A 26,480-nucleotide genomic window follows, 5' to 3' on the forward strand; every position below is an offset into this window, starting at 1 on the left:
CTGCGAAAAAGGAGGTCGGACTTGATCACCACTTGGCTGCTGTCTGGTCTTGGGCTGTTGATCCTGCTGCTTGCAGGCGATGCGCTTGTGCGCGGTGCTGTAAACCTGAGCCTGCGTCTGGGTGTTCCGGCGTTGATCGTCAGCCTTACGATTGTGGCCTTCGGCACGTCTGCGCCCGAGTTGCTGATCGCCATCAGCGCATTGAAAGAGAACGCGCCCGGTATTGCGCTGGGCAACGTTGTCGGATCGAACACGGCCAACATCCTGTTGGTTCTTGGACTGCCCGCATTGCTGGCAACGCTTCACACAAGTGAATGTGACAGCCGCAGGAATTACGTCTTCATGCTGATGGCGACGGTTCTGTTCATCGGGCTGGCTTTTTGCGGAACATTCACCTTCTTCAGCGGTCTGATCCTGCTGGCGGCGTTGAGTCTTGTCCTGATGACTGCCTTTCGTGAGGCAAAAGCACATCGCAAGGCCTGTGGTGAGGCTTGCGCGGATGACGACGAGCTTGAAGGCTTGGAGGAAGCCGACCCTGACATGCCCTACTGGAAGGTATCGATTTACCTGATCCTGGGGTTGGTGGGGCTTCCGATGGGTGCGCACTTACTTGTCGACAACGCGACCGTCATCGCAAGAACCTATGGGGTCAGCGAAACGGTCATCGGCCTGACCCTGATCGCGGTTGGAACCTCTTTGCCCGAACTGGCGACGACGCTTATGGCGGCATTGCGCAGACAGGCCGATGTCGCGCTGGGCAACGTGATCGGTTCGAACATGTTCAACCTTCTGGCCATCATCGGGATCGCAACCTGGTTCGGCCGTATTCCGGTCGATCCGGAATTCCTTCGGTTCGATCTGTGGGTCATGCTGGGCGCATCGCTGCTGCTGGTTCCGTTTGTATTCCTCAAACGCGACATCTCGCGCGTCTGGGGGTTGGTCTTGACTTTCCTTTATGTGCTTTATGTCATCGTACTGCTGGTGTGATCTGACCAAACGAGGTGAAGCATGACCCGAGCCCTAGTCACCGGCGCCGGTATTCGTCTGGGCCGGGCCATGGCACTGTATCTGGCAGATCGAGGTTTCGATGTGGCCGTGCATTACGCCTCATCCGAAGGCCCGGCGCAAAAGACAGCGGCAGAGGTACAGGCCCTGGGCCGAAAATCCGTGACCCTGAAGGCCGATCTGCTGGACGAAGCTCAGGTTCAGGCGCTGCTGCCCAAAGCGGCCGAGGCGCTGGGCGGGCCGATCACGTGTCTGGTGAACAACGCTTCAATCTTCGAATACGACAACATCCACACGGCAACCCGGCAAAGCTGGGATCGACATCTCGACAGCAACCTGCGCGCGCCCTTTGTGCTGACGCAGGCCATGGCAGATCAGGGGCTGAGCGCTGGCGCAGATGAGAATGGCGAACCGCTTGCAACCGGCCTCATCGTCAACATGGTGGACATGCGTGTGCGCAAACTGACACCCGAGTTCATGTCATACACCATCGCAAAAATGGGTTTGTGGGCACTGACCCGAACGGCGGCGCAGGCATTGTCTCCGACGATCCGCGTCAATGCGATCGGGCCGGGCCCCACGATGCAGGGCCACCGCCAAAGCGAAGAGCATTTCCAGGCACAGCGTTCAAATACCGTTCTGGAACGGGGATCCAACCCGTCTGACATAACCGCAGCGCTTGGGTATTTTCTGGATGCACACGCGGTCACCGGACAGCTTTTATGTGTGGACGGCGGTCAGCATCTGGGTTGGAAAACTCCGGATGTTCTGGGTGTTGAATAAGCAATTTTGCTGCAAGTTTTGCACCGCTCTCAATTCTGTTACATGTGCGTTACAAAAATGTCTTTTTTTTCATACACTTGCTAAGTATGCAAAAAAATATCCTTTAAAAACAAGCCCTTGATAAGTTGCCTATTTTTTGTGCAAGTAAAGGAAAGGGCAAGGAAACAAGGGGATTTCCGATCTTCCGGAATTTTATCTTCACACTTATCCACAGAAACCGTGGATTTGTTTTCTCTTGATCTGAAAGGCATGAGATTGCAGCCATTGCCAGAGAATCATATCTCAGGATCATGACCAGCGACAGCGAATCATCCCCTACCGGCTATGCCTGCATTCAGCGCTATGTGAAAACGCTGGACAGTTCTCCGGGTGTCTACCGCATGCTCGATGCAGACAGCCGGGTTCTGTATGTCGGCAAAGCCCGAAATCTCAGGGCACGGGTGTCGAATTACACACGGCCGGGTCATTCGGGGCGGATCGAAAAGATGATCGCCGCGACGGCCTCGATGATGTTTTTGACCACGCGAACCGAGACCGAGGCCCTGCTGCTGGAGCAGAACCTGATCAAGCAGCTCAAGCCGAAATACAATGTATTGTTGCGGGATGACAAAAGCTTTCCGAACATACTGGTCGCCAAGGATCATGACTTTCCGCAGATCAAGAAACACCGAGGGGCGAAGAAGGAAAAAGGTGCCTATTTCGGCCCCTTCGCCAGTGCCGGTGCGGTGAACCGGACGCTGAACCAGTTGCAAAAAGCGTTCCTGCTGCGCAACTGCTCGGATTCGATGTTCGACAGCCGAACACGGCCTTGCCTGCTTTATCAGATCAAACGGTGTTCCGGGCCCTGTGTCGGCCTGATCTCGGAACAGGATTACCGTGAAAGCGTTAAGGACGCTGAACGCTTTCTGTCGGGTCGCTCGACCAAGGTACAGGAGGAACTGGCCGAGCAGATGATGGCCGCGTCCGAGGCGATGGAGTTCGAGCGCGCCGCCGGTCTGCGTGACCGCATCCGGGCGCTGACGCAGGTGCAGACCTCTCAGGGCATCAACCCGCGCGGTGTGGCCGAGGCGGACGTGATCGGCCTGTATATGGACAGCGGTCAGGCCTGCGTGCAGGTGTTTTTCATCCGTGCGAACCAGAACTGGGGCAACAAGGATTTCTATCCGCGCGTCGGGCCGGATGTTTCACCTGCCGAGGTGATGGAGGCCTTTCTGGGCCAGTTCTACGACAACAAGGAACCGCCGCGGCAGCTGATCCTGTCGGACGGAATCGAAAACGTGGATCTGATGCAGCAGGCGCTGGCCGAAAAAGCCGGGCGCAAGGTCGAAATCCTTGTGCCGCAGCGTGGCGAAAAACAGGAACTGGTTGCCGGTGCCTTGCGCAACGCACGCGAGGCTCTGGCCCGCCGCATGTCGGAAAGTGCCACGCAGGCCAAGCTGCTGCGCGGGCTGGCCGAGGCGTTCGAACTGGACGGTCCGCCGGGACGGATCGAGGTCTACGACAACTCTCATATCCAAGGCACCAATGCTGTCGGCGGCATGATCGTTGCGGGCCCCGAGGGATTCATGAAGAACGCTTACCGCAAGTTCAACATTCGCGGTGATGACCTGACACCGGGTGACGACTTCGGCATGATGAAAGAGGTGCTGAACCGCCGTTTCACCAGATTGCAAAAGGAAGACCCGGATCGCGACAAAGGGCTGTGGCCCGACCTGCTGCTGATCGATGGCGGTGCCGGGCAGGTAAGCGCCGTGCATCAGATCATGGTCGAACATGGGGTCGAAGACATTCCCATGGTCGGCGTCGCCAAAGGGGTCGACCGCGATCACGGCAAGGAAGAGTTCCACCGGATCGGCCAGCGCCCCTTTGCGCTGAAACGCAACGATCCTGTTTTGTATTTCATTCAACGCTTGAGGGATGAGGCGCACCGGTTCGCCATCGGCACCCATCGTGCGAAACGCGCCAAGGCCGTGGGTGCAACGCCTTTGGATGAAATCCCAGGGGTAGGGGCTGCGCGCAAGCGTGCTCTGTTGGCCCATTTCGGCAGCGCCAAAGCCGTCAGCCGGGCCAATCTGGCCGATCTGAAAGCGGTCGAAGGGATCTCGGCCGGGTTGGCGCAGAAGGTTTACGACTTCTTCCACGACAAGGGCTAGGCGCGCCGACCCCGCGACAGGATATAGAAGCCCGACGCGACGATCAGCGCACTGCCGACCCACATGGTAGGGTCCAGGCTTTCACCGAAAATGGCCACCCCCAACCCGATGCCGAACAACAGCCGGGTGTATCTGAACGGGGTCACGGCAGACACTTCACCCGTGCGCATGGCCTTCATCAGCGACGCATAAGCCATTACCCCCATCAGCACCGCGCCGGTCAGGTGCAGGCTTGTGTGCACGCTGAGCGAAACCATAGGCGCGCCTTCCCAAAACCGATAGGCCACGCCGGCCACGATGATACTGAGGAAGCCGTAGAACCCCAGGACTTCGGTTCCAAGCGTGGCAGGGGCTGCACGGCTGGCCAGGTCACGCCCGGCAAACCCCAGCATTCCCAGCACCGCCAATATCGACAGCAGCGAAAAACTGTCTCCGGTGGGTTGCAGGATGACGACGACGCCGATCATGCCGACAAAGATGGCGCTCCAGCGCCGCCAACCCACTGTCTCGCCGAAGAACAGCGCCGCGCCTGCAACAACGACCAGAGGCGTGGCTTGCAGAATCACAGTGGCCGAAGACAACGGAGTCAGTGCGATGGCCAGAACATAGAACAACCGACCAAAGACCTCGAACAGCACCCGAATTTTCATCGGGCCGGACAGAACGTCAGGGTGCAGCAGCCGCTGCCCGCGCGCCATGGCCACCGCGGCAAATACCACGGACCCGCCCGCGCCGAAAAGAACCAGAACCTGCCAGATCGGCAGCGCGGCTGAAGCTGCTTTCAGCAACGCATCCTCCAGCGCAAAACCGGCCATCGCGGCGACCATCCAGAGGCTGCCGATCATGTTTGACCGTGTGTCGGTTTGAATATGCGCTGTCATCTGGTACTTTCCGGCTGGGCTTGCGCGGCAATCTGACCGCAAAGCCGGGAAAGGCCAAGAGGTACTGTTCTGAGACGTCAGGCCTGCGGCGCTTTGACCAAGCGATTGTGAGTGATGAAGTTTTTTGCCTGATTGGCTTTTCTGTTCCGGACCAGCAATATAGGGTCCAAGCCATGAAGTGGAATTTACCCAATCTCCTGACTGTGCTGCGCCTGCTGGCCGCGCCCGGACTGGCTGTAATGTTTCTGTATTTCACCCGTCCCTATGCGGACTGGTTTGCACTGATCCTGTTCCTGACAGCGGCGATTACCGATTGGTTTGATGGGTATCTGGCCCGCGCATGGAAGCAGGAGACCAAAATCGGAGCGATGCTGGATCCGATCGCCGACAAAGCCATGGTAGTGATCGCGCTTATGATCCTTGTGGGCTATTCGACCGAGCACTGGACACCGTGGCTTGTCCTTCCTGCAACCGTGATCCTGTTTCGCGAAGTTTTTGTCTCGGGCCTGCGGGAATACCTGGGCGATGTGGCCGGCACGCTCAAAGTCACCAAACTGGCGAAATGGAAGACCACGGCCCAGATGGTCGCCATCGCGGTTCTGTTTTCGCAGGGCATCTTTGAACACTATGCCGTGATGGCGAGTTTTGGCATGGATGCCGAGCTGGTCGAGCAGATCATTGCGGGGCAGGTCGAAGACGTGAACCACCTGCGCCTGAATGTCGATGGTATGTACTGGGCCGGTCAGGTCGGGCTGTGGCTGTTGTGGATCGCAGCAACGCTTACATTGATCACTGGCTATGATTATCTACGTAAAGCCATGCCTCATCTGAAGGAGAGCTAACCGATGGATGTTCTGTATTTCGCCTGGGTGCGCGAACGCATCGGCTTGCCAAAAGAAAAGGTCGAAACGCATGCGGCCACGGTCAGCGACCTGGTGGCTGAACTGAGCGCTCGGGAAGATCGCTATGCCGCGGCGTTTGCCGATTTGTCCGCCCTTCGCGTCGCGTTGGATCAGGAACTGTCAGATTTCGATGCTTCGCTGGCAGGTGTTCGGGAAGTTGCGTTTTTCCCACCTATGACGGGCGGTTGACCGATGCGGATCGCGGTTCAGGAAGAGGCATTTGATCTGGGGGCCGAGGCCAATGCCTTTGCCGCCGGGGATGATGCCAACGGGGCCATCGTTACTTTCACCGGCGTTGTGCGTGACCTTGCAAGCGGTGATCTGGATGTGATGGAGATCGAGCACTATCCCGGTATGACCGAACGTGCCCTGACCAAGATCGCCCAAGAGGCGCAGGCGCGTTGGGCATTGGGCGATGTGCTGGTCATTCACCGTTTTGGACGTCTGGCACCGGGTGACAAGATCATGATGGTGGCCACGGCGGCGCCCCATCGCAAGGACGCGTTCGAGGCGGCCGAATACCTGATGGACTACCTGAAATCCCGCGCGCCGTTCTGGAAAAAGGAAATTACCCGTTCCGGCGCCGAATGGGTTGCGGCCAAAGATCAGGACGAAGACGCTCTGACCCGTTGGTAACGTCGCGCGGCCATCGCGGTGGTTCTGGGACCCGAGCGAGTTCAATTCTCATCCTGACAGTGGTTCGCGAACCTGCACCAAATCCGTGAAAATGGATCGATAGGATGGCGGCCAGCACCACGGATTGAATTGCTAAGGCCTTGCGACACAGACAATTCATTCGGACAAAGCCTGGCCCCGACCAGCGGTGCGTTTGCCCGGCAGATGATCGATAAACTCCGGATCGTTCACTATGCCGTGTCGCTTGGCCACCATCGCAGTCTGATATTCTGGATGGGAACCGAAGCTTTGATGCAATCGTCCTTCCGATTGGAAGGGGCGCAATTGGCAAGTTACCGGGATTTCGCAGGCGACGGCGTATTCAGGCTGTCGGTTGGTCTGGAAGACCCCGAAGACCTGTTCGCAGATTTGGCACAGGTCCTGTGAGCCGTCCGGGACGGCGGTCGTTCAGTCGGCGTTGTTGATCCGACCGCGCATTTCCTCGGCCTCTTGCCGCGCGGCGCGCAGACCGTCCATGGCTGCGGCCAGTTCTGCCTCTGTCTGGGTCAGCTGATTGGTCAGCTCGGCTTCGCGCTGCTGAAGGTAGGTTATGGCCTGATCGCGGGTTTCTTCCGCTTCGTGCAGTTCCTGGCTCATGCGATCCAGATCAGCGACGTCGCTTTGGCGGACGCGGGACAGGCGGTGTGCCAGCCAGTTGGCAAACCAACCCATGCAGAAGGCCGCAAACAGAATGACGGCTGTGGCGATGATGAATTCGGTTCTGTTCAACTTACTGGTCCTCTGCGTCCGTGTCTGGTGCGGTCGATTCGGTCTGATCCGTTTCAGGCGCGTCAGCCTCGGCCTCAGCCTCAAGCGCTTCGAGACCTGTTTCCGAGGCCTCGACAGGCTCGGGGCGGATCAGCCGGAACTCGATCCGCCGGTTTTCCTCGCGGCCTTCTTCGGTGTCGTTGTCCGCGATGGGCTGTGTTTCACCGTACCCGACGGCAGTATAGCTGCTGGTGGGAATGCGCCGCCCGCGCAGCTCGTTCAGAATCGATTGCGCCCGTGCCTGGCTGAGCTGCTGGTTCATCTCTTCGCGGCCCTGGCTGTCCGTATGGCCCTGGATCTCCAGCCGGATCGGCCCGCAGTCACGCAGGATGTCGGCGATCTGGTTCACCGTATCGCGCGAGTCGGATGCGATCGTTGCCGATCCGGGTTCGAACGCAATTTTGCTGACGGTCTGGATTTCGGCGATCTGCGCTTCGCAGACTTCAGGATCGGGCAGCGCGTCTTCGGGCTCTGGCGGCGGCTGATAAGTGATCGTCAGGGTGAATTCCTGCCCTTCGCCCAGCTTGTCCGACAACTGACCTGCGATCCGGGCCTTGGCATCCTCTTCATGGCTGAGGCCGGTCAGTTCGACCGAGCCTGGTGTTACGGTCAGGGCCCCGTTGTGAAGCTGGGCCAACGCCTCCAGGCCGGCCAGAACACGCACCGGCCAATCTGCCGGAAGCCCCGGCGCGATGCGGGTCGCGGTATAGACCTGATCCGAGCCGAAGGCCGCGCGGGCATAGCTGTCGACCATGTCCCGCAACGTTTCATCCCCCAGACGCCCTCGCAGTTGCACAAGCCCTTCGGGGCTGCGGGTCGCCGAGAACTCGATGGGCCCGGTCTGTTCGCTGGTTTCAGGTTCCGGCAGCACAGCATGCAGGGCAAAGACCTGAGGCAACGCTGTTTCAAGTTCACCTACAACCCGGTCAAACAAGGCTGGATCGGTGCCTTGTGCCGCGACCAGGGTGATGTCCGCATCCGACATCGTGACCGAGCCTTTGCCGATTCTGGCCAGTGCCCGAATGCTCTTCTCGGCGGCTTCGGGCCAGCGTGGCGAGGGCTCGCCCAGACCGATGGTGCAGGAATATGGCCCCGACAAGCCGGCATCGCGCGCAGCGGTCACGATCCGGTCGCGCGCTTTTGCATCCTGTGCCGAGCAGGCGTCAAATTGCCCACCGTCTTCGTTGATCAGAAAACGCAGCGTAAAGGGCGTAATGACGGGCCGGGGGGCCGAAATCGCCAGCCCGATCCGCAGGCTGGGCGGTGCGGCGCGGGTCAGATCTTGTTCGAGACGTTGTTTTTCCTGTTGGCTGTCCGCAATGGCGGTGATTTTGACCAAATCGGCGTTTGCGGAAATTTTGGCACGCGGCAGGCTGGCCAAAGCCTCGATGGCATAGGATATCGCTGCATCCCAACCGTCGGGCTTGGGGTAATCCGCCGTTTCCATCAGGTCCGAGACCGCGATGTTGCGGTCGAGATTGCTCAGCCGTCTGATCAGGTCGTCCCTGTCTTCACTGGCGGGGATCAGACCGATGATCGAGATACCGTGATCATTGCGCAGAATTTCTGCCGAAAAGCGTGGTGACGCGAGGGCAGAGGTCGCTTCGACCTCCATTTCGTCGATTACGCGGGACGCATCGACCTCGGTTCCGGCTGCGGTCAGCGCGTTGAACCGTGTCGCCTCATCCGGTGCGATCCCGGTCAGGACCACGCGCAAGCCATCGGATTCAACCTCGGCCCAGTCGTGCCCTTTGAGGTCAAGCGCCCGGCGCACGGCGAATTCCGATGTCTCTTCGATCTTTGTGACGGCATAGCTGGCTGCCAAAAGCGACAGCCCGGCTGACACAAGAAAGATCAGGGAAACAACGATAAAATACGGCAGACGCATATTTGGGTTTGACACTCCTCAGGCGGTTGGGCCGATCTTTACAGGCCCCGTTCAGCAGGTGCAATCAGAGCAACAGGGCGACGCAGAGGAAGATCAGCGGAATCAAGCCAGTGTCGCGGTTGACCCTGAACAATTGCAACAGCCTGGCATTGTCTTCGATGTCCAGCGCGCGGAGTTGCCACATCATGTGCCAGCCCATTGCCCAAGGTCCACAGAGCGCAACACCCAATGCCAGCATCGAGGCATCCGGCACCCCTGCATCGACGATGGCCAGCCCCATCAGCGACACGGTCGCCACCAAAAAATACTTCAGCCACCGCGCTGTATCGGCTCCGAACAGACGAGCGGTTGATTTGATGCCGATCAGTTCGTCATCCTCGGCATCCTGATGCGCATAGATGGTATCGTAGAACAGGGTCCACGCGATTCCAGACAGGTACAGCGTCACCGCTGGCCATCCCACGGAACCGCTATGCGCCGCCCAGGCCAGAAGGGCGCCCCAGTTGAAAGCCAGCCCCAGGAACACCTGAGGCCACCACGTAAACCGTTTGGCAAACGGATAGATTGTCACGGGCAGCAGGGACAATACGCCCATGGCAATGGCCGCCTGATTGAAGCTGAGAAGGATGCCAAGCGCCAGAATGCATTGCAGGACCATCCACGCCGCGGCCTGCCGGACACTGACCTGACCCGAAGGAATCGGGCGCGAGCGAGTGCGTTCGACCTGCCCGTCGAATTCCCGGTCCGTGATGTCATTCCAGGTGCAACCGGCGCCCCGCATCAGAAAGGCCCCGAATGCGCATCCCATGGCGATCCAAAGATCTTCCCAACGTGGCTGACCGTCGTTAAGGATCGCCAGCGCCAGCCCCCACCAACAGGGAATCAGCAGCAGCCATGTCCCGATGGGCCGGTCCGCGCGGCTGAGGCGCAGATAGGGGCGGGCAAAGGCCGGGGCACGGGTGTCGACCCAGTTGCCACTGACGGCATCAGCGACTTGACCATCTGGTGTTGGGGCATTGCCTTGCATATGTAGGGTCTCATGAGTGCGAAGATCAGACTGTATGTAGAGCAGCCCTTGGGTCAGGGGCAATCGGTTCCTTTGACGCGCGACCAGGCGCACTATCTGTTTGGTGTCATGCGCCTTGCGGTCAAAGGGCAGGTCGCCCTGTTCAACGGGCAGGACGGAGAGTGGTTGGCCGAAGTCTCGGAGGCGGGAAAACGCGGCGGGACGCTGACCTGCCTTGAGCAGACGAAACCGTTGCAGTTGCCGCCCGATCTGTGGTTCCTGTTTGCACCGATCAAAAAGGCCCGCACCGATTTCATCGTGGAAAAAGCCGCCGAAATGGGCGCGGCGCGTATCATGCCGGTGCAGACCGAGTTCACCAATTCCGAACGCATCCGACAAGATCGGTTGCAGGCCCATGCCGTCGAGGCGGCCGAACAGTGCGGCGGAACCTTCGTGCCCGAGGTTGCCGATTTGCAGCGGTTGGATCGGCTGCTGGATGCATGGCCCGAAGATCGACAACTGATGTTCTGCAACGAAGCCGAGGTTGGATCGGCCCTGCGACTGGCCGCCAATGAAAAAGGACGGCCCTGGGCGATTCTCATCGGTCCCGAAGGAGGGTTTTCCGACAAGGAACGCGCGCGTCTGACGGGGTTGCCCTATGCGCATGTTGTCAGCCTTGGCCCGCGTATCCTGCGGGCCGACACGGCGGCAGTCGCTGCGCTGACCATGTGGCAGCAGGCGCTGGGGGATTGGGCGTGATCCGAGAGGCCTCGCCGTCTGATGCCCCGGCCATTGAGGCGTTCTTGGCCAAACATCCCGATACTTCCATGTTTCTGCGCAGCAACCTGTTGGCGCACGGGATTGGATTTGGAGACGATGACCACTCCACCCGGTTCTTCATTTGGGGGAAGGATCGCATCCAAGGCGTATTCGGCCTGACCAAAAAGGGTTACCTGATGGCGCAACTACCCGATTGTTCGCCAGAGGCTGCTCAGGCATTTGCGAGCCGGATCGCAGGTCAGACCGTACTGGGCATGACAGGGGCTGCACAACAGGTTGAGATGATATTGGACGCGCTAGGGCTTGGACAGGCCTGTTACCGCCTGCATCATGATGAACCCCTGTACCGCCTGGATCTGGGCAAAATCCCAGAGGCACCGATTCCATTTCGTGCCCTGTCCGAGGCAGACCGGCCGTTACTGACGCGTTGGTTTGCGGATTACTTCGAGGATACCGACCAGGCCAAAGGGCAAGAGGCGCATGATATGGCCTCTGAACGGATCACCACCGATATTCAATCAGGCAGGGCGATTGTCATGCTGGAAGACGACGCCCCCTTAGCCATGGCCGCCATCAATGCATCAGTCCGGGATCAGGTTCAGGTCGGCGGTGTATTTGTGCCGCGCGAGAACAGAAACCGTGGGCTCGGGCGCAAGGTCACAACAGCTGTGCTGCAAAAGGCTAGGACCGAGGGCGCGAACACGGCCATCCTGTTCGCCAACAATCGACCTGCCGCGCGAGCCTATGAGGCGATGGGGTTTCAGCAGATCGGCTGGTATCGGATCGCCCTGTTGCAAACACCACAAAAGGTGCTGTCATGAGTTTCATCCGACCCGAGGCCAAACTGGCCCTGTGGCGCTGGCGCGAAGTGCTGGTAGCCGGGTTTGTTCTGATCCTCGGTCTCAGCTGGATCAACGGCCCCGGTGGTCTGCTGGGGTGGATCGGCTGGTTGCTTGTCGCTGTCGCAATCGCCCTGGCCGTGATCGGCATACAGCGCGCACGGTTCAGAACCGGCGCAGGCGGGCAGGGCGTCGTTACGGTTGATGAAGGGCAAATCACTTATCTCGGCCCTCTGGATGGCGGCATTGTTGCGACACGAGAAATCGAACGGCTTGCACTTGATCCGACCTCCAGTCCGGCGCATTGGGTTCTGGATCAGCCTGGGCAACCGACGCTTCACATTCCTGTGAACGCTGAAGGAGCCGAAGCTCTGTTCGACGTTTTCTCAAGCCTGCCGGGCTTGAAAACCGAACAAATGCTGTCTGAACTCAACGGCAGATCGCCGCATAAGGTCGTTATCTGGGAGCGTACGCCCTCGCGCCCTCCACACCTTCGGCTGCATTGACACTGGCGCAGTTTGCCCCCACGACTGGCCAAAAGACAGACACATCAGGATCGGAGCACGGTTCATGTCCATCCCTCAGTCCGGCGGCGGTCCGATCGAACGCCACGAGCAATTGGCCGAATATCTGGAGTCGGGCTGCAAGCCCAAGGCAAACTGGCGCATCGGCACCGAGCATGAGAAATTCGGCTACTGCAAGGACACGCTGAAACCGTTGCCCTTCGAGGGCACCCGTTCGATTGTGGCCGTGCTGGAAGGTTTGCGGGATCGGCATGGCTGGGCAGAAGTCCGCGAAGCTGGTCATCTGATTGGTCTGGAAAAGGACGGCGCCAATGTCAGCCTGGAGCCGGGCGGCGCGCTGGAGCTGTCGGGTGCTCCGCTCGAGACCATCCACGAAACCTGCGATGAGGTGAACACCCACCTGCGTGAGGTGAAGGACATCGCAGATGAGATCGGCGTGGGTTTCATCGGTCTGGGCGCGGCACCGACCTGGACACACGAGGAAATGCCGTTGATGCCCAAGGGGCGGTACCGGCTGATGAACGACTATATGGAGAAGGTCGGCACTATGGGCCGCGCCATGATGCGGCGGACCTGCACGGTTCAGGTCAACATTGATTTCGGGTCCGAGGCCGACATGGTGCAGAAACTGCGCGTGGCGCTGGCCTTGCAGCCGGTGGCAACGGCGTTGTTTGCGAACTCGCCCTTTTTCGAAGGCAAGGTAAATGGCCAGAAAAGCTGGCGCAGTTACATCTGGCGGCATCTGGACGATGCGCGTACGGGCATGCTGCCTTTCGTGTTCGAAGACGGCTTCGGGTTCGAACGTTACGTGCAATACGCGCTCGATGTTCCGATGTATTTCGTCTATCGCGACGGCCAGTACATCAATGCGCTGGGCATGTCTTTCCGCGACTTCCTGAAAGGTGAACTGCCCGCGCTGCCGGGGGAAACACCCACGCTCAGCGATTGGGCCGATCACCTGACCACCGCCTTTCCCGAGGCGCGGATCAAGAAATTCATGGAAATGCGCGGGGCCGATGGCGGTCCTTGGCGGCGCCTGTGTGCCTTGCCCGCCTTCTGGGTTGGCCTGACTTACGATCAGACGGCCCTGGACGCGGCCTGGGATCTGGTCAAAGGCTGGGACACCGAGACCCGCGAGGCGCTGCGTGTCGCGGCGGCCAAGGACGGGCTTCAGGCACAGGTCGGCAACATCAACATGCACGATCTGGCGCGTGAGGTTGTTGCGATCTCCGAGTCCGGCCTGAAAGCCCGCGCCTATCCCGGGGCCGGTGGACTGGTGCCGGACGAGACCCATTTCCTCAACGCGCTCAAGGACAGCATCCAAAGCGGGAAAGTGCCTGCGGATGAGTTGCTGGAACACTACAACGGCGACTGGAACGGTGATCTGACCCGGATTTTCCCCGAATACAGCTATTGATCCGCCCGGTCCCGCTTGCATTCGCGGGGCTGGCCCGATAGCAGGTTGGCGACCAAATTCAGAGGGCGTCATGGACGATCTTAAGGCAAAATATCTGGGCCAAATCGCCGAGGCAGGCGACGAGAACGCGCTTGAGGCGATCCGCGTCGCCGCCGTGGGCAAAAAAGGCGAAGTCGCGCTGAAGATGCGCGAGTTGGGTAAAATGACGCCCGAGGAACGCCAGGTGGCAGGCCCCGCGCTGAATGCCCTGAAGGATGAGATCAACGCGGCCCTGTCCGCCAAAAAGGCCGCTCTGGCCGATGCCGCGCTGGATGAGCGTCTGCGCACCGAATGGCTGGATGTCACCCTGCCGACACGCCCGCGCCGTCAGGGCTCGATCCACCCGGTCAGCCAGGCGACCGAGGAACTGACCGCGATCTTTGCCGAACTGGGCTTCTCGGTGGCCGAAGGGCCGCGGATCGAAGACGATTGGTACAATTTTGACGCGCTGAACATCCCCGGACACCACCCCGCGCGGGCCGAGATGGACACGTTCTACATGCACCGCGCCGAGGGCGATAATCGCCCGCCGCATGTTCTGCGCACCCATACGTCTCCGGTCCAGATCCGCTCGATGGAGAAACAGGGCGCGCCGATCCGCGTGATCTGCCCGGGCGGCGTGTACCGCGCCGATTATGACCAGACCCACACGCCGATGTTCCATCAGGTCGAAGGGCTGGCCATCGACACCGACATCTCGATGGCGAACCTGAAATGGGTTCTGGAAGAATTCGTGAAGGCGTTCTTTGAGGTCGACGATGTCGAGCTGCGCTTCCGCGCCTCGCACTTCCCGTTCACCGAGCCGTCGGCCGAGGTCGATATCCGCTGTTCGTGGGATAACGGTCAGCTGAAGATCGGTGAGGGCGACGACTGGATGGAGATTTTGGGATCCGGCATGGTCCACCCCAAGGTGATCGCCGCCGGTGGGATTGATCCTGACGTCTATCAGGGCTTTGCCTTTGGTATCGGTATCGACCGTCTGGCGATGCTGAAATACGGGATTCCGGATTTGCGTGCGTTTTTTGACAGCGACCTGCGGTGGCTGCGCCATTATGGGTTCGCGGCGTTGGATATGCCGAACCTGCATGGTGGTTTGTCGCGATAGGGAAACCGTTGGACGACTGGCTGACATCATATCATGATTGGTGGAAACTCAAAGTTTCCGGACGTCCTCTACTTTGGTTATTGTGCCTGATTACTGCCTTGTTCGCACCGCCGGTGTTGGCATCACTTGTTTTCGATTTTGGGTCGGCGGTTGTTCTAACCACTTTCCTAGTGTGGGCACTGTTGTTTTTGCCGGGAATGCTCATTGCCGGATTGGCGTTTGTGCAGATCGGGGCATTTCAGATGCGTGATAAAATCCAAAGAGAAAAGACACAGGATCTGATCAACAAGCGAAATGGCAGTTTTTGGACATGGTGGTAGGTAGTGTATCCGTTGGGTGTATATCTGTCGCGCTATATTGACTGGTGGCGTCGCCGTGTGGCGAATGCCCCATTCCTTTGGTTGATTGGCATCTTGTTTGTTACAATATCTATTCAGCTTCTAACGGTAATGCTGTACGAGCCCGCTGCGGTTTGGATATGGCTTCTGTTATTGCTAGCGGTAGTTCCTGGTTTATGGGCGGCGATGAACGTTCTTTCAGAGAGGTCAGACCGAGTGAAAGAGATCGAAGATCGGCAGGCAATGGTCAAAAAACTAATTAATAGATACGCAAAAAGTGGATCGAAATGATCTCAGCCGAAACAGCGCGGAGCAAAGGCCGATAGGCCGCGCTATCTCCAGACCGCCCGCACGGGCTGGCGATTTGTCTCTGCCAGCGCACCGCTCGAACAGCGCGCGGATTCGGCTGACATAAACTGCCCATCTCAACCCAAGGATCGCTACCCCGCGGTCTGGCGATGGCGCGGCTTGCGTTCTGATCTGATGTAGGGCGGGCTTCAGCCCGCCATTTGCAATAGATCGGTGCCCGGCCTACGCCCTCCTACACCGATATGTTATGTGACAGCGCGGAAAGTCTCGCTAGGGTCAGGCGCATGATCTATCGACTGCTTTGCCTTTTCCTGCTGACCGCCTCCACCGCCTTCGCCATGGGACCATGGAACACCGACTGCCACGGCGATACCGCCTGTGAGGTCGGCGACCGTTCGTATCACGTGCTGGAACCGGATGGCTGGGACGGTGAAACGCCTCTGCCGGTGCTGCTGCATTTCCACGGCTGGGCGCGGCAAGGGACCGTGGTGGTGAACCATGAACGCATAGCCGGGGCCACGAAACTGCGTGGTGTGCTGTTGGTGGCCCCGAACGGGTTGGGCAAGAGCTGGGATTTCTGGACCTCGGATTCGGGCGATGTGCCCTTTGCCGACGCGGTGCTGGAGGATGTCGCCAAGCGCTATCCGATTGACCCCGAACGCATCTATGTTTCGGGCTATTCCTATGGCGGTGCGATGGCGTGGCGCTATGTCTGCCAGTCGGGCAATGACATCTCCGCCTTGCTGGCCGTTGCGGGCAGCATCCGCCAGACCGAAGATTGCCCCGAAGCCCCGCGCGAGGTGCGCCACGTGCATGGGTTGGACGATACGGTGATGGGTTTTCCCTTTGGACCGGGCGGCGATACCACCTATCCGGTGGCGCTGTGGAAAGCGAAGTTTGACTGCAACGGCGCAACCCCGCGCGGGGATTGGAGCGTGAGACCGTTCCTGACGCTCAGCCGTGTGGAATGGACCGATTGTGCGCAGGGGCAGGTGGTGCTGGACACCCATCCGGGTGGGCATTTCATCCCCCATGGCTGGATCGGGCGGCAACTGGACGAGCTTTTGGGCCGCACCCCCACCTATCCGTGACCCGCAGCGCTTGCACCTTGGCGCATTCTTTGTCATTGCCTGTGCCGACTGGATGTTTGCCAAAAAAGGCCCCGAGCAATGAAATTCACTCTGTCCTGGCTGAAAGACCACCTCGATACCGATGCGTCGGTTGATGAGATCACTGAGGCGTTGACCGACCTTGGCCTTGAGGTCGAAGAGGTCATCAACCCGGCTGACAAGCTCAAGGACTTTACGCTGGGCTATGTGAAACACGCGGAAAAACACCCCGACGCCGACAAGCTGCGCGTCTGCAAGGTGGACACGGATGAAGGCGAATTGCAGATCATCTGCGGCGCGCCCAACGCCCGCGAAGGCATTACCGTCGTCGTCTGCAAACCGGGCATGTATATCCCCGGATTGGACCTGACGATCAGCGTCGGCAAAATCCGCGGTGTCGAAAGCTTTGGCATGATGGCGTCCGAGCGCGAGCTGGAATTGTCGGACGAACATGACGGCATCATCGAATTGCCCTCGGGCGAGGTCGGTGACAGATTCGTTGATTGGCTTGCCGAGAACGACCCCGCCAAGATCGATCCGGTGATCGAGATCGCGATCACTCCGAACCGGCCGGATGCGCTGGGCGTGGAAGGCATCGCGCGTGATCTGGCGGCGCGTGGGATCGGCACTCTGAAACAGCGGGACTACGTGCCGGTGCCAGGCGATTTCGAAAGCCCGATCAAAGTATCGATTGACGAGGATACGCTGGATGGCTGCCCGCATTTCACGGGCCGCCTTATCAAGGGTGTCAAGAACGGCCCCAGCCCGCAGTGGTTGCAGGATCAGTTGAAGGCGATTGGGCTGCGTCCGATTTCGGCGCTGGTGGATATCACCAACTACATGACCTTTGACCATAACCGCCCGCTGCATGTGTTTGACGCGGACAAGGTGCAGGGCAACCTTCGCGTTCATCGCGCCAAAGGCGGTGAAACCCTGGTGGCGCTGGACGAAAAGGAATACACGCTTCAGCCCGGCATGATGGTTATTTCCGATGACAAAGGGCCGGAATCCATCGCAGGCATCATGGGCGGTCAGGAAACCGGCTGCACCGAGGACACTGTGAATGTGTTCCTGGAGAGCGCGTTCTGGGATCATGTGCAGATCGCGCTGACGGGTCGGGCGCTGAAGATCAATTCGGACGCGCGGTATCGGTTCGAACGCGGCGTGGACCCTGAATACACGCTGGAAGGGCTTGAGCACGCAACCCAGTTGATTCTGGACATCTGCGGCGGTGAAGCGTCCAAAGTGGTCGAGGCGGGCAAAGCGCCGAACCACGCGCGCGCGTACAAGCTGGATGCCGAACGGGTGCAGTCTCTGGTCGGGATGGACATTCCCGAAAGCGAACAGCGTCAGACGCTGACCCGGCTGGGTTTCCGTCTGGAGGGCGAGATGGCCCACGTGCCCAGCTGGCGCCCCGATATCATGGGTGAGGCCGATCTGGTGGAAGAGGTCGCACGGATCGCCTCGTTGACCAAATTGCAGGGCAAGCCCTTGCCGCGTGTCACCGACGGTATTCCCAAGCCGGTGATGACACCGATGCAACGCCGCCAGTCCATGGCGCGCCGCACCTGCGCTGCGCTGGGTTACAACGAATGCGTCACCTATACGTTCATCGATCAGGCTTCGGCTGCTTTGTTCGGTGGCGGTGACGATGCGACCATGCTGGAAAACCCGATCTCGTCCGAGATGAGCCATATGCGCCCCGATCTGCTGCCCGGATTGTTGCAGGCCGCGGCCCGCAATCAGGCACGCGGATACGCCGATGTCGCCCTGTTCGAAGTTGGCCCTGTTTTCCATGATGGCGAACCCGGCGACCAGAAAACCCAGATCGCCGGCCTGCTGGTTGGCCGCAACGGCCCCAAGGATGTGCACGGGGCCTCGCGCCCGGTGGATGTCTTTGATGCCAAGGCGGATGCCGAGGCCGTTCTTGCGGCGATCGGAGCACCGGCCAAGGCACAGATTCTGCGCGTCGGCGATGCCTGGTGGCATCCGGGTCGTCACGGCAAGATCTGCCTGGGGCCGAAAAAGGTGCTGGGTGTCTTTGGTGAGCTGCACCCGCGCGTGTTGCAGGCGATGGATATCAAGGGTCCGGCAATGGCCTTTACGATCTGGCCGGACGAGGTTCCCTTGCCCCGCAAGTCCGGTGCCACACGTGCCGCATTGGAATTGCGTGATTTGCAAGCGGTCGAACGGGATTTTGCCTTTGTCGTTGATGAAAACGTCGAGGCGCTGACATTGGTGAACGCGGCGTCAGGCGCCGACAAGGCGCTGATCGAAGATGTGCGTGTCTTTGACGAATTCATCGGCGGCAGCCTGGGTGAAGGTAAAAAATCGCTGGCCATCACGGTACGTTTGCAGCCCACGGACCAGACGCTGAAGGAAAAGGACATCGAAGCGGTGGCCGAAAAGATCATCGCCAAAGTCTCCAAGGCGACCGGCGGTGTTCTGCGGGGCTGATGCAGGGCCGCCTCCGGCGGGAGTATTTCAGAAAAGATGAAGGGGCGGTGGCGCCCTTTTGCGTGTTTACGGAGGACGAAAGATGCTGAACGTGTACCTCTCTGGCGAAATCCATACCGATTGGCGCGAACAGATCATCGACGGCGCACAGGGGTTGGATATCACCTTCAACGGCCCGGTGACGGACCACGCGGCAAGCGACGATTGCGGCGTTGCCATTCTGGGGGAAGAGCCGAACAAATACTGGCATGACCACAAGGGTGCGATGGTCAACGCGATCCGGACCCGCAAGGGCATTTCGGATGCTGACGTGGTGGTTGTCCGGTTTGGCGACAAGTACAAACAGTGGAACGCGGCTTTTGATGCGGGTTATGCCGCAGCGCTGGGCAAATCCATCATCGTGCTGCACGGTCCCGACCATCAGCACGCGTTGAAAGAAGTTGATGCAGCCGCGTTGGCCGTGGCGGAAAAGCCCGCGCAGGTGGTCGAAATCCTGCGGTATGTGCTGACGGGCGCACTGCCGGGCTGAGCTTTGCGAAGAGGGTGCCAGCTTTGGCACCCTTCCTATCGCGAAACCGTTTAAGCGCGTGCGGGTATGGTCTTGCCGCGCTGCACCGCCGGGCGCTGCATGAAACGGTCGACATAGGCGACGACATTGGCGTAGTCGTCCCAGCCGACAACCTCTTTCGCGCCATAGAAGTCCAAAGCATTCAGCCAGGGGGCAAGAGCGATATCGGCGATGGAGTAATCGCCTGCGATCCAGTCCTGCCCGTCCAGTTGCATGTTGACCACGTTCAGAAGGCGTTTGGCCTCGTTGATATAGCGTTCGCGCGGTCGGGGGTCTTCGATTTCGCTGCCTGCGAATTTGTAGAAAAAGCCAAGCTGACCAAACATCGGCCCCACGCCCCCCATCTGGAACATCAGCCATTGCGTAATGCGATGCTTGTCTGCTGCGCTTTGTCCCAGCAACTTGCCTGATTTCTCGGCCAGATACAGCAGGATCGCGCCGCTTTCGAACAGGGTCAGCGGCTTACCGTCCGGCCCGTTGGGATCGATGATGGCGGGGATTTTGTTGTTTGGGTTCAGCGACAGAAACGCGGGGCTTTTGACATCCGCATCCGATAGCGTCACCAGATGGGGCTCATAGGGCAGGCCGGTTTCCTCCAGCATGATCGACGCCTTTACGCCGTTTGGAGTCGGATAGGAATACAGTTGAATCCTGTCCGGGGATTGCGCGGGCCAACGCGCCATGATCGGATGAGGGTTGTTGTCCAGCATTGGGGGCTCCTGTTTGGGTGTCTGTGTAAAAGCTAGGGGCCACGCCTGATTAAATTAAGCCCTTTGCAATGTGCATTTCCGGTCAGGCCGTGTTTTCTGGCGAACAGAGGGGAATTCCAGTGAAACTGGCACCTAGACCGGAAATCAAACTTGGCTCACAATCTGGTGACCCCCGCGAAAACCTCGCGGGTTTCTTGCTGTTGAAAGGAGATGGGCGTGGATGAGGTCGTAACACAGGTGGGAGCATATGCCCCGCTGATCATGAGTGCCGTCAAGGCGCTTGTCGTTCTGATCCTGGGCTGGATCGTAGCTGGTGCAATCGGGGGTATGGTTCGCCGCCGGATCAATTCGACGCCGCATATTGATCCGACGCTTGGGAACTTTTCGGCAAGCCTGGTCAAATGGGCCATTCTCGCCATGGTTCTGGTTGCCGTTCTGGGTATCTTCGGAATTGAAGCCACCAGCATCGTCGCCATTCTGGGTGCCGCATCGCTGGCCATCGGTCTGGCGCTTCAAGGCACGCTCAGCGATCTGGCCGCCGGTGTGATGCTGGTTGTCTTCCGGCCCTACAAGCTGGGTCAGTTTGTTGATATCGGCGGCACGTCGGGCACCGTAAAGGACCTGAACCTGTTCACGACCGAGCTGGTGACGCCTGATAATGTGCAGATCATCGTACCGAACGGTCAGGCATGGGGCTCGATCATCACGAACTACTCTGCCCATGACACGCGCCGTGTCGATCTGGTGTTCGGAATCGACTATGGGGACAGCGCGGACAAAGCCATGCAGATCATTCTGGATGTGGCCAAAGCAGACAGTCGCATTCACAGCGACCCGGAACCATGGGTTCGGGTTACGAACCTGGGTGACAGTTCGGTGGATCTGACGGCACGGCTGTGGTGCTCGGCACCAGACTATTGGGATGTCAAATTCGAGCTGACGAAAACGATCAAGGAAGCATTTGACGACAAAGGTATTTCGATCCCTTATCCCCATTCGGTGGAGATCCAGAAACAGGGGTGACGGCTCCCGCCTGTCGATCGGGCATTCGAAAATGCCCTCCTCCCGTTGGGCCGGGCACCGCGCAAGGGCGCGGTGCCCTTTTCTTTGTTCAAACCGTCGCCTCGAGTCCGACCGCGCCACGCCTGCGGCGTGGCGCTATGCCCAACGCTGGAAATCGCTTTTCAAAAGCGATTTCAGGGGCGGGAGTGTTTACGACTTGACGATCACGTTGGGTGAAACAACGTCGATACCAAGGGCCTTGCCGACCGCATAGTAGGTCAGCTTGCCAGCGTGGACGTTCAGGCCTTCCAGCAGATGCGGATCGTCCTGACACGCCTGTTTCCAGCCTTTATCCGCCAGAGACAGCATGAACGGCATCGTGGCGTTGCCCAGGGCGATGGTCGAGGTGCGCGCAACGGCGCCCGGCATGTTGGCAACGCAGTAGTGCATGATGCCATCGACATCGTAGATCGGATCGGCATGGGTGGTGGCTTTTGACGTCTCGAAGCACCCACCCTGGTCGATGGCAACATCGACAAGTACGGCACCGGGTTTCATCGTCGACAGCTGAGCTCGCGAGACAAGTTTCGGAGCCGCAGCGCCGGGGATCAGAACGGCACCGATGACCATATCTGCATCCTGGATCAGCTCGGCCGTGGCGCCTGCGGTCGAATACTGGTTCTTGAAGGTTCCGCCAAAGACGTCATCCAGATAGCGCAGCCGCGGCAAGGAGCGGTCCAGAACGGTGACATCCGCGCCCATTCCGGCAGCGATCTTTGTCGCATGAGTTCCTACGACGCCGCCGCCGATAACGACCACTTTGGCAGGGCCGACACCGGGTACGCCACCCATCAGAACGCCGCGCCCGCCATTGGCCTTTTGCAGTGTCCACGACCCGACCTGAGGGGCCAGGCGACCGGCGACTTCGGACATCGGTGCCAGCAGAGGCAGGCCGCCGTTCGCGTCGGTTACGGTCTCATAGGCGATGGCAGTACAACCCGATTCCAGCAGGTCATGCGTTTGATCCGGGTCCGGAGCCAGGTGCAGATAAGTGAACAGCAGTTGCCCTTCGCGCAGCATCTTGCGTTCCACGGCCTGGGGTTCCTTGACCTTCACGATCATGTCGGCGGTGGCAAATACTTCTTCCGCAGTGTCGATGATATGCGCGCCTGCCGCGACATAGGCGTCATTGTCGAAACCTGCGCCGATGCCTGCACCGGATTCGATAAGGACTTCGTGACCACGTGCAACAGCTTCCTGAGCAGCATTGGGCGTCATCCCGACGCGGAATTCCTGGGGTTTGATTTCCTTGGGGCAACCGATTTTCATGGGGGTCTCCGTTCCTAAACTGCTTAAATTATGTGCATTTCGCAGCGCAATTTCTGTGAAAGAAAACGTGTCAATACGTTTTTCTTTGGAAGAATTTCGCGTAACGTGTCGAAATCTTGCAAAGGACTTGCATAAATGAGCTTGGATGCGACTGATCGAAAGATTCTGGCGGCACTTCAGAAAAACGGCAGGATGTCGAATTCGGAATTGTCTGAACAGGTCAACCTGTCTCCGTCCGCTTGCCACCGGCGTGTTCAGCGGCTGGAGGTTGAAGGCTACATTCGCAACTACGTGGCTTTGCTGGATGCGCGGAAGATGAACGTGCCGACAACGGTCTTTGTCGAGATCACGCTACAGGGTCAGGCCGAAGAGGTTCTGGATGCGTTTGAAAAAGCGGTGGCCCGGATACCGGATGTGCTGGAATGCCATCTGATGGCCGGTACGGCGGATTACATTCTGAAAGTCGTGGCGGAAAACACCGAAGATTTCGCCCGCATCCACCGCCAATACCTGTCGCGCTTGCCCGGGGTGGCGCAAATGCAAAGCTCGTTTGCCCTGCGTACCGTGTTCAAGACCACTGCCTTGCCCGTCTGATTGTCATAAAGGTCCGGGATAGGTGAACAGAAAAAGGTGGGTCAGGTTGAAGCCGAAATGCATCGCAACAGGTACCCACAGGCGCCTGGTTGCATAGTATCCCAATCCGCAGGCCAGCCCGAGAATGGAAGCAAAACCCACGAGCGCCGGACCTCCGGCGAAATGGGCCAGTCCGAACAGCAGGCCGGCAGCGATCACCCCGGGTGACATCAATCCTGTCAGCGAGGCAATGCTAATGAACAAAACCAGCAACGACAAGCCGATGCCTGTCCGCCGGGCCAGCGCCATCAATACCGCTTATATCAGAACAAGCCAGGGCCAGATCGCGAGCAACGCGGAAAGAAGGAATGTCACAATCGTCTCATCTGTTTCACGCACCCCGTGATGCCGCACCAAAACGAGGCAATGCAAGCAGCCATGGTGAAGCGCAATGCATTGCGTCAATTCAGACGCTTGTATCCCGCGGGCCAGATGTACAAATTCAGGGGAAAGACCGTATACCCGCGCTGGACCTGATTTGCAGGCGTGACAACAGCCGCAGGACTCGTGACCCTCGCATCAATTTATCTGATGACATCAGGTGGTTACACGGGTCCGATATGGTCCGAACCCGAAGACCGAGAAGGAGCTGACCTTGGACAACGAAAACACTGGCGCCCCCAAAGACTGGCTGGAAGCCGAGCTGGAGGACACGCTGGACGAAGATTTCGAGATAGAATTCAGTGAGCCGATGCTGTCGATGGAAGTCCGGAAAATCTATCGGGAACAGCATCCGGACATGTTGGATCGCAAGGTTTACTTCCGCAACCTGCTGCGCCTGCAAGCCGAACTGATCAAGGTTCAGGACTGGGTACAGCATACCGGGGCCAAGGTCTGTATCCTGTTTGAAGGCCGTGACAGTGCCGGTAAAGGGGGTGTGATCAAGCGGATCACCCAGCGTCTGAACCCGCGCGTGGCGCGCGTGGTCGCGTTGCCGGCACCCAGCCGCCGCGAACAAAGCCAGTGGTATTTCCAGCGCTACGTACCGCATCTGCCGGCGGCGGGAGAAATCGTTCTGTTCGACCGCTCGTGGTACAACCGGGCGGGGGTCGAGCGGGTGATGGGTTTTGCGTCCGAGGACCAGGTTGAACAGTTCTTTCAGGACGTCCCCGAATTCGAACGGATGCTGGTGCGGTCAGGGATCATTCTGCTGAAATACTGGTTCTCGATCACGGACGAGGAACAGCAGTTGCGATTCCTCATGCGTATTCACGACCCGATGAAACAATGGAAGCTGTCGCCGATGGATCTGGAATCCCGCATCCGCTGGGAATCCTACACAAAGGCCAAAGAGGATATGCTTTTCCGAACCAATATTCCCGAGGCCCCGTGGTACATCGTCGAGGGCAATGACAAGAAACGCGAAAGGCTGAACTGTATCGAGCATCTTTTGACAAAAATCCCGTACGAGGACGTGCCTCAGGAAAAGGTCAATCTGCCCGACCGCAAGTACAACCCGGAATACGAGCGCCGCGTTTTGCCGGATGAGCTTTACGTACCAAAGATCTATTGAAGCAAAATCAGGCTCTGAGCCGGAATATGCGAGGCCGACACGGCCGGCCTCGCACAGGGTCAACTGATCAGGCTGCATCCATCATGCAGTCAAAGTGGAAGAAGTTGACCATTGTGATGTCACAGTCATCGACGTCGGCGGTTTCGGTGCCCGCAGGCTCGGATTCCGTTTCCGGCGTGGCGTCGGCGGTCGGCATCATGTCGATATCATCGGTGTCTGCCACGTCCGTGTCGCCGTTCACATCGTCACCCCAGTTGAACTCGTCAAACTGCGCTTGCAGGTTTTCGAGGAAACTGGCGATTTCATCCAGGAAAGCCTGAACGTCAAAGCAGAATGCTTCGGGCTCACCGCCATCAACCACTTCGGTGTCCGGCGTTTCGGGTTCCGGCTCTTCGGTTTCGGTGACGTCGGTATCTGGTGCATCGGGTGTTGGTTCTTCGGTTCCGGGTGTTTCGGGTTCCGGTTCCTCGGTCTCGGTGACGTCAGTATCCGGCGTTTCGGGCTCCGGCTCTTCGGGCTCCGGCTCTTCGGTCTCGGTGACGTCGGTGTCTGGTGTCTCGGGTATAGGCGCTTCGGTTCCGGGAGTCTCAGTTCCTGGCTCTTCGGTTTCGGTGACGTCAGTGTCCGGCGTTTCGACTTCCGGCTCTTCTGGTACGGCAACTTCGTCCGGCGTGGTTGGCGGAACGGGCGGTGTGTTCGTATTGCCGTTGTCCAGCATGACTGCCGCGTCGGTTGCGGCAAAGTTCTGGGTGACCATCACCGCATCAAAGCCCTGCATGTCACCGGTTTCGACGCCGATCCCGATATATTTGAAATCCGGATTCAGGATATTGGCGCGGTGGCCCGGGCTGTTCATCAGGTTCTGGTGCAACTGCGCCACGTCATCGCTGATGCCGGGCTGCCCGCGTTCGGACTGCCATGCGATGTTTTCGCCGGTCCGCCAGTTTCCCTCAAGATCGAATCCGGCGTCTTGCATCCGCTGGGTTGCACTGGAACCGCCCGAACCGGTGTGACTGAACGTGTCTGTGTCCAGCATCCAGGTGCTGTGATCTTCGGATGAATCGTTCAGCTGCGTCTCAAGTTGCAGCGGGTTGAGCCCGCGGGATGTGCGTTCCTGGTTTATCAGCCCCAGCATCTCGCGTTCGAATGTACTTGCAGTCGACATTTTTGCCTCCGTTTGTGTTTGTGTCCTTCCGGACGGGCTCACTTAGAGGTGGGGGTGTCGACGGTGGTAGGGGGCGGTTCACTTCAGGCGAGTTTTGGCAACCCGATGCTACCGATGCGGGATTCGCTGCGCTGCAAAATGCCGGGCAAAATGTTGCTGGTGAGGAAATGGCGGCTTGTCGCACAGCCGGTACCACGAGTCGGCGGATTGAAACCGATCCCCGAAACGACAAACCCCCGGGCGATGCCTCGGGGGTCGTCAAATAGTGTCATCCAAAGCTGGACGAGGAAAGTCTTAGAGCAGACCTTCGCGCTGTGCTTTCTTGCGTGCCAGTTTACGGGCACGACGGATCGCTTCAGCCTTCTCGCGCGCTTTTTTCTCGGACGGTTTCTCGAAATGTTGCTTAAGCTTCATTTCACGGAACACGCCTTCGCGCTGCAGCTTTTTCTTCAGGGCACGAAGCGCCTGATCGACGTTGTTGTCGCGAACACTAACCTGCATGTGGTTGTCACCACCTTTCTAGATAGAGTTGCAAGGAAATTGCAGGAGTTGGCCGTATAGCAAAGCCGCTCTAACTTGTCT

29 protein-coding genes are annotated in these 26,480 nt (G+C 59.0%); 19 read left to right on the forward strand and 10 right to left on the reverse strand.

The annotated features are described in order from the left end of the window. Positions 1-24: 24 nt before the first annotated feature. The 3 genes from ACR0DJ_RS00195 to uvrC all read left to right on the forward strand — a co-directional run bounded on the left by ACR0DJ_RS00195 (position 25) and on the right by uvrC (position 3,941). Positions 25-987: a calcium/sodium antiporter gene (locus ACR0DJ_RS00195; RefSeq protein ID WP_171641760.1), complete on the forward strand. Its 963-nt coding sequence runs from the start codon at positions 25-27 to the stop codon at positions 985-987. A gap of 21 nt (positions 988-1,008) precedes the next feature. Further along, entirely contained in the window at positions 1,009-1,788 is a 780-nt protein-coding gene (locus tag ACR0DJ_RS00200; protein ID WP_480683526.1) for an SDR family oxidoreductase, read from the forward strand. Positions 1,789-2,078: 290 nt separating this feature from the next. Beyond that, the gene (uvrC, locus tag ACR0DJ_RS00205) at positions 2,079-3,941 is read left to right on the forward strand and encodes an excinuclease ABC subunit UvrC (protein ID WP_480683527.1); all 1,863 of its coding nucleotides are present in this window, start codon (positions 2,079-2,081) and stop codon (positions 3,939-3,941) included. Here the strand turns inward: uvrC and ACR0DJ_RS00210 are convergent. Continuing rightward, positions 3,938-4,822, reverse strand: coding sequence for a DMT family transporter (locus tag ACR0DJ_RS00210; protein ID WP_170346268.1), 885 nt, complete (start codon positions 4,820-4,822; stop codon positions 3,938-3,940). The genes uvrC and ACR0DJ_RS00210 overlap by 4 nt on opposite strands. A gap of 173 nt (positions 4,823-4,995) precedes the next feature. Here ACR0DJ_RS00210 and pgsA point away from each other — a divergent pair, with 173 nt between their 5' ends. The 4 genes from pgsA to ACR0DJ_RS00230 all read left to right on the forward strand — a co-directional run bounded on the left by pgsA (position 4,996) and on the right by ACR0DJ_RS00230 (position 6,786). Continuing rightward, a complete protein-coding gene (gene pgsA / locus ACR0DJ_RS00215; RefSeq protein WP_170346269.1) occupies positions 4,996-5,664 on the forward strand; it encodes a CDP-diacylglycerol--glycerol-3-phosphate 3-phosphatidyltransferase in 669 nt (222 codons plus the stop codon). Between the two features lie 3 nt (positions 5,665-5,667). Further along, positions 5,668-5,913 (forward strand): molybdopterin converting factor subunit 1, encoded by a 246-nt coding sequence (moaD, locus tag ACR0DJ_RS00220; RefSeq protein WP_480683528.1) that lies wholly within the window; start codon positions 5,668-5,670, stop codon positions 5,911-5,913. 3 nt (positions 5,914-5,916) lie between these two features. Continuing rightward, the gene (locus ACR0DJ_RS00225) at positions 5,917-6,360 is read left to right on the forward strand and encodes a molybdenum cofactor biosynthesis protein MoaE (RefSeq protein ID WP_170346270.1); all 444 of its coding nucleotides are present in this window, start codon (positions 5,917-5,919) and stop codon (positions 6,358-6,360) included. Between the two features lie 204 nt (positions 6,361-6,564). Next, complete coding sequence (locus ACR0DJ_RS00230) at positions 6,565-6,786, forward strand: PLP-dependent transferase (protein ID WP_480683529.1); 222 nt, start codon at positions 6,565-6,567, stop codon at positions 6,784-6,786. A 21-nt stretch (positions 6,787-6,807) separates the two neighbouring features. Here ACR0DJ_RS00230 and ACR0DJ_RS00235 read toward each other — a convergent pair whose 3' ends face one another. From ACR0DJ_RS00235 to ubiA, 3 genes are all read right to left on the reverse strand, one after another. Next, entirely contained in the window at positions 6,808-7,128 is a 321-nt protein-coding gene (locus ACR0DJ_RS00235) for a hypothetical protein (protein ID WP_117870533.1), read from the reverse strand. 1 nt (position 7,129) lies between these two features. After that, positions 7,130-9,055: an OmpA family protein gene (locus ACR0DJ_RS00240; protein WP_480683530.1), complete on the reverse strand. Its 1,926-nt coding sequence runs from the start codon at positions 9,053-9,055 to the stop codon at positions 7,130-7,132. Between the two features lie 64 nt (positions 9,056-9,119). Beyond that, positions 9,120-10,082, reverse strand: coding sequence for a 4-hydroxybenzoate octaprenyltransferase (ubiA, locus tag ACR0DJ_RS00245; RefSeq protein ID WP_480683531.1), 963 nt, complete (start codon positions 10,080-10,082; stop codon positions 9,120-9,122). Between the two features lie 12 nt (positions 10,083-10,094). Here ubiA and ACR0DJ_RS00250 point away from each other — a divergent pair, with 12 nt between their 5' ends. The 9 genes from ACR0DJ_RS00250 (at position 10,095) to ACR0DJ_RS00290 (ending at position 19,507) form a co-directional block, all read left to right on the forward strand. Beyond that, positions 10,095-10,820, forward strand: a complete 726-nt coding sequence (locus ACR0DJ_RS00250; protein ID WP_480683532.1) for a 16S rRNA (uracil(1498)-N(3))-methyltransferase — start codon at positions 10,095-10,097, stop codon at positions 10,818-10,820. A 68-nt stretch (positions 10,821-10,888) separates the two neighbouring features. Further along, the gene (locus ACR0DJ_RS00255; RefSeq protein ID WP_480683533.1) at positions 10,889-11,662 is read left to right on the forward strand and encodes a GNAT family N-acetyltransferase; all 774 of its coding nucleotides are present in this window, start codon (positions 10,889-10,891) and stop codon (positions 11,660-11,662) included. Then, entirely contained in the window at positions 11,659-12,186 is a 528-nt protein-coding gene (locus ACR0DJ_RS00260; RefSeq protein ID WP_425078997.1) for a hypothetical protein, read from the forward strand. Before ACR0DJ_RS00255 ends, ACR0DJ_RS00260 begins: the two co-directional genes overlap by 4 nt. Positions 12,187-12,250: 64 nt before the next feature. Continuing rightward, on the forward strand, positions 12,251-13,621 hold the full coding sequence (locus tag ACR0DJ_RS00265; RefSeq protein WP_480683534.1) for a glutamate--cysteine ligase: 1,371 nt from the start codon (positions 12,251-12,253) through the stop codon (positions 13,619-13,621). Between the two features lie 70 nt (positions 13,622-13,691). Next, positions 13,692-14,765: a phenylalanine--tRNA ligase subunit alpha gene (gene pheS, locus ACR0DJ_RS00270; RefSeq protein WP_425078996.1), complete on the forward strand. Its 1,074-nt coding sequence runs from the start codon at positions 13,692-13,694 to the stop codon at positions 14,763-14,765. Between the two features lie 8 nt (positions 14,766-14,773). Then, on the forward strand, positions 14,774-15,085 hold the full coding sequence (locus ACR0DJ_RS00275) for a hypothetical protein (protein ID WP_480683535.1): 312 nt from the start codon (positions 14,774-14,776) through the stop codon (positions 15,083-15,085). Between the two features lie 611 nt (positions 15,086-15,696). After that, entirely contained in the window at positions 15,697-16,503 is an 807-nt protein-coding gene (locus ACR0DJ_RS00280) for a CE1 family esterase (RefSeq protein ID WP_480683536.1), read from the forward strand. A 78-nt stretch (positions 16,504-16,581) separates the two neighbouring features. Continuing rightward, positions 16,582-18,978, forward strand: coding sequence for a phenylalanine--tRNA ligase subunit beta (gene pheT, locus ACR0DJ_RS00285; protein ID WP_480683537.1), 2,397 nt, complete (start codon positions 16,582-16,584; stop codon positions 18,976-18,978). Between the two features lie 82 nt (positions 18,979-19,060). After that, positions 19,061-19,507: a YtoQ family protein gene (locus ACR0DJ_RS00290; RefSeq protein WP_170346281.1), complete on the forward strand. Its 447-nt coding sequence runs from the start codon at positions 19,061-19,063 to the stop codon at positions 19,505-19,507. Between the two features lie 50 nt (positions 19,508-19,557). On the opposite strand, the gene ACR0DJ_RS00295 is transcribed toward ACR0DJ_RS00290, so the two are convergent. Beyond that, positions 19,558-20,256 (reverse strand): glutathione S-transferase family protein, encoded by a 699-nt coding sequence (locus tag ACR0DJ_RS00295; protein ID WP_170346282.1) that lies wholly within the window; start codon positions 20,254-20,256, stop codon positions 19,558-19,560. Positions 20,257-20,466: 210 nt separating this feature from the next. Here ACR0DJ_RS00295 and ACR0DJ_RS00300 point away from each other — a divergent pair, with 210 nt between their 5' ends. Beyond that, positions 20,467-21,279, forward strand: coding sequence for a mechanosensitive ion channel family protein (locus ACR0DJ_RS00300; RefSeq protein ID WP_480683538.1), 813 nt, complete (start codon positions 20,467-20,469; stop codon positions 21,277-21,279). A gap of 189 nt (positions 21,280-21,468) precedes the next feature. Here the strand turns inward: ACR0DJ_RS00300 and ald are convergent, their stop codons facing one another. After that, a complete protein-coding gene (gene ald / locus ACR0DJ_RS00305; RefSeq protein ID WP_480683539.1) occupies positions 21,469-22,587 on the reverse strand; it encodes an alanine dehydrogenase in 1,119 nt (372 codons plus the stop codon). Positions 22,588-22,722: 135 nt separating this feature from the next. Here ald and ACR0DJ_RS00310 point away from each other — a divergent pair, with 135 nt between their 5' ends. After that, positions 22,723-23,181 carry an Lrp/AsnC family transcriptional regulator gene (locus tag ACR0DJ_RS00310; RefSeq protein ID WP_170346285.1) on the forward strand — a complete coding sequence of 153 codons (459 nt, stop codon included), beginning with the start codon at positions 22,723-22,725 and terminating at the stop codon, positions 23,179-23,181. A 3-nt stretch (positions 23,182-23,184) separates the two neighbouring features. Here the strand turns inward: ACR0DJ_RS00310 and ACR0DJ_RS00315 are convergent, their stop codons facing one another. Then, the gene (locus ACR0DJ_RS00315; RefSeq protein ID WP_480683540.1) at positions 23,185-23,469 is read right to left on the reverse strand and encodes a CPBP family glutamic-type intramembrane protease; all 285 of its coding nucleotides are present in this window, start codon (positions 23,467-23,469) and stop codon (positions 23,185-23,187) included. A 346-nt stretch (positions 23,470-23,815) separates the two neighbouring features. Here ACR0DJ_RS00315 and ppk2 point away from each other — a divergent pair, with 346 nt between their 5' ends. Next, positions 23,816-24,733: a polyphosphate kinase 2 gene (gene ppk2, locus ACR0DJ_RS00320; RefSeq protein ID WP_371419726.1), complete on the forward strand. Its 918-nt coding sequence runs from the start codon at positions 23,816-23,818 to the stop codon at positions 24,731-24,733. Between the two features lie 67 nt (positions 24,734-24,800). Here the strand turns inward: ppk2 and ACR0DJ_RS00325 are convergent, their stop codons facing one another. The 3 genes from ACR0DJ_RS00325 to rpsU all read right to left on the reverse strand — a co-directional run bounded on the left by ACR0DJ_RS00325 (position 24,801) and on the right by rpsU (position 26,399). After that, entirely contained in the window at positions 24,801-25,898 is a 1,098-nt protein-coding gene (locus tag ACR0DJ_RS00325; protein WP_480683541.1) for a CAP domain-containing protein, read from the reverse strand. An 83-nt stretch (positions 25,899-25,981) separates the two neighbouring features. Continuing rightward, on the reverse strand, positions 25,982-26,170 hold the full coding sequence (locus tag ACR0DJ_RS00330; RefSeq protein WP_480686214.1) for a hypothetical protein: 189 nt from the start codon (positions 26,168-26,170) through the stop codon (positions 25,982-25,984). Positions 26,171-26,192: 22 nt separating this feature from the next. Beyond that, positions 26,193-26,399: a 30S ribosomal protein S21 gene (gene rpsU / locus ACR0DJ_RS00335; RefSeq protein WP_005614280.1), complete on the reverse strand. Its 207-nt coding sequence runs from the start codon at positions 26,397-26,399 to the stop codon at positions 26,193-26,195. Positions 26,400-26,480: the final 81 nt, after the last annotated feature.

Source organism: Ruegeria sp. BF10, from assembly GCF_056538725.1.

Coding starts and splice junctions, on each gene's coding strand:
- ACR0DJ_RS00325 (WP_480683541.1), bottom strand. CDS start 25,898: ATGTCGACTGCAAGTACATTCGAACGCGAGATGCTGGGGCTGATAAAC.
- ACR0DJ_RS00280 (WP_480683536.1), top strand. CDS start 15,697: ATGATCTATCGACTGCTTTGCCTTTTCCTGCTGACCGCCTCCACCGCC.
- uvrC (WP_480683527.1), top strand. CDS start 2,079: ATGACCAGCGACAGCGAATCATCCCCTACCGGCTATGCCTGCATTCAG.
- ACR0DJ_RS00230 (WP_480683529.1), top strand. CDS start 6,565: ATGATCGATAAACTCCGGATCGTTCACTATGCCGTGTCGCTTGGCCAC.
- ACR0DJ_RS00290 (WP_170346281.1), top strand. CDS start 19,061: ATGCTGAACGTGTACCTCTCTGGCGAAATCCATACCGATTGGCGCGAA.
- ACR0DJ_RS00255 (WP_480683533.1), top strand. CDS start 10,889: ATGTTTCTGCGCAGCAACCTGTTGGCGCACGGGATTGGATTTGGAGAC.
- ACR0DJ_RS00315 (WP_480683540.1), bottom strand. CDS start 23,469: ATGGCGCTGGCCCGGCGGACAGGCATCGGCTTGTCGTTGCTGGTTTTG.
- pheS (WP_425078996.1), top strand. CDS start 13,692: ATGGACGATCTTAAGGCAAAATATCTGGGCCAAATCGCCGAGGCAGGC.
- ubiA (WP_480683531.1), bottom strand. CDS start 10,082: ATGCAAGGCAATGCCCCAACACCAGATGGTCAAGTCGCTGATGCCGTC.
- ACR0DJ_RS00300 (WP_480683538.1), top strand. CDS start 20,467: ATGGGCGTGGATGAGGTCGTAACACAGGTGGGAGCATATGCCCCGCTG.
- ACR0DJ_RS00310 (WP_170346285.1), top strand. CDS start 22,723: ATGAGCTTGGATGCGACTGATCGAAAGATTCTGGCGGCACTTCAGAAA.
- ACR0DJ_RS00200 (WP_480683526.1), top strand. CDS start 1,009: ATGACCCGAGCCCTAGTCACCGGCGCCGGTATTCGTCTGGGCCGGGCC.
- ACR0DJ_RS00250 (WP_480683532.1), top strand. CDS start 10,095: ATGAGTGCGAAGATCAGACTGTATGTAGAGCAGCCCTTGGGTCAGGGG.
- ACR0DJ_RS00240 (WP_480683530.1), bottom strand. CDS start 9,055: ATGCGTCTGCCGTATTTTATCGTTGTTTCCCTGATCTTTCTTGTGTCA.
- pheT (WP_480683537.1), top strand. CDS start 16,582: ATGAAATTCACTCTGTCCTGGCTGAAAGACCACCTCGATACCGATGCG.
- rpsU (WP_005614280.1), bottom strand. CDS start 26,399: ATGCAGGTTAGTGTTCGCGACAACAACGTCGATCAGGCGCTTCGTGCC.
- pgsA (WP_170346269.1), top strand. CDS start 4,996: ATGAAGTGGAATTTACCCAATCTCCTGACTGTGCTGCGCCTGCTGGCC.
- ACR0DJ_RS00260 (WP_425078997.1), top strand. CDS start 11,659: ATGAGTTTCATCCGACCCGAGGCCAAACTGGCCCTGTGGCGCTGGCGC.
- ACR0DJ_RS00225 (WP_170346270.1), top strand. CDS start 5,917: ATGCGGATCGCGGTTCAGGAAGAGGCATTTGATCTGGGGGCCGAGGCC.
- ACR0DJ_RS00210 (WP_170346268.1), bottom strand. CDS start 4,822: ATGACAGCGCATATTCAAACCGACACACGGTCAAACATGATCGGCAGC.
- ACR0DJ_RS00265 (WP_480683534.1), top strand. CDS start 12,251: ATGTCCATCCCTCAGTCCGGCGGCGGTCCGATCGAACGCCACGAGCAA.
- moaD (WP_480683528.1), top strand. CDS start 5,668: ATGGATGTTCTGTATTTCGCCTGGGTGCGCGAACGCATCGGCTTGCCA.
- ACR0DJ_RS00295 (WP_170346282.1), bottom strand. CDS start 20,256: ATGCTGGACAACAACCCTCATCCGATCATGGCGCGTTGGCCCGCGCAA.
- ACR0DJ_RS00330 (WP_480686214.1), bottom strand. CDS start 26,170: ATGACACTATTTGACGACCCCCGAGGCATCGCCCGGGGGTTTGTCGTT.
- ald (WP_480683539.1), bottom strand. CDS start 22,587: ATGAAAATCGGTTGCCCCAAGGAAATCAAACCCCAGGAATTCCGCGTC.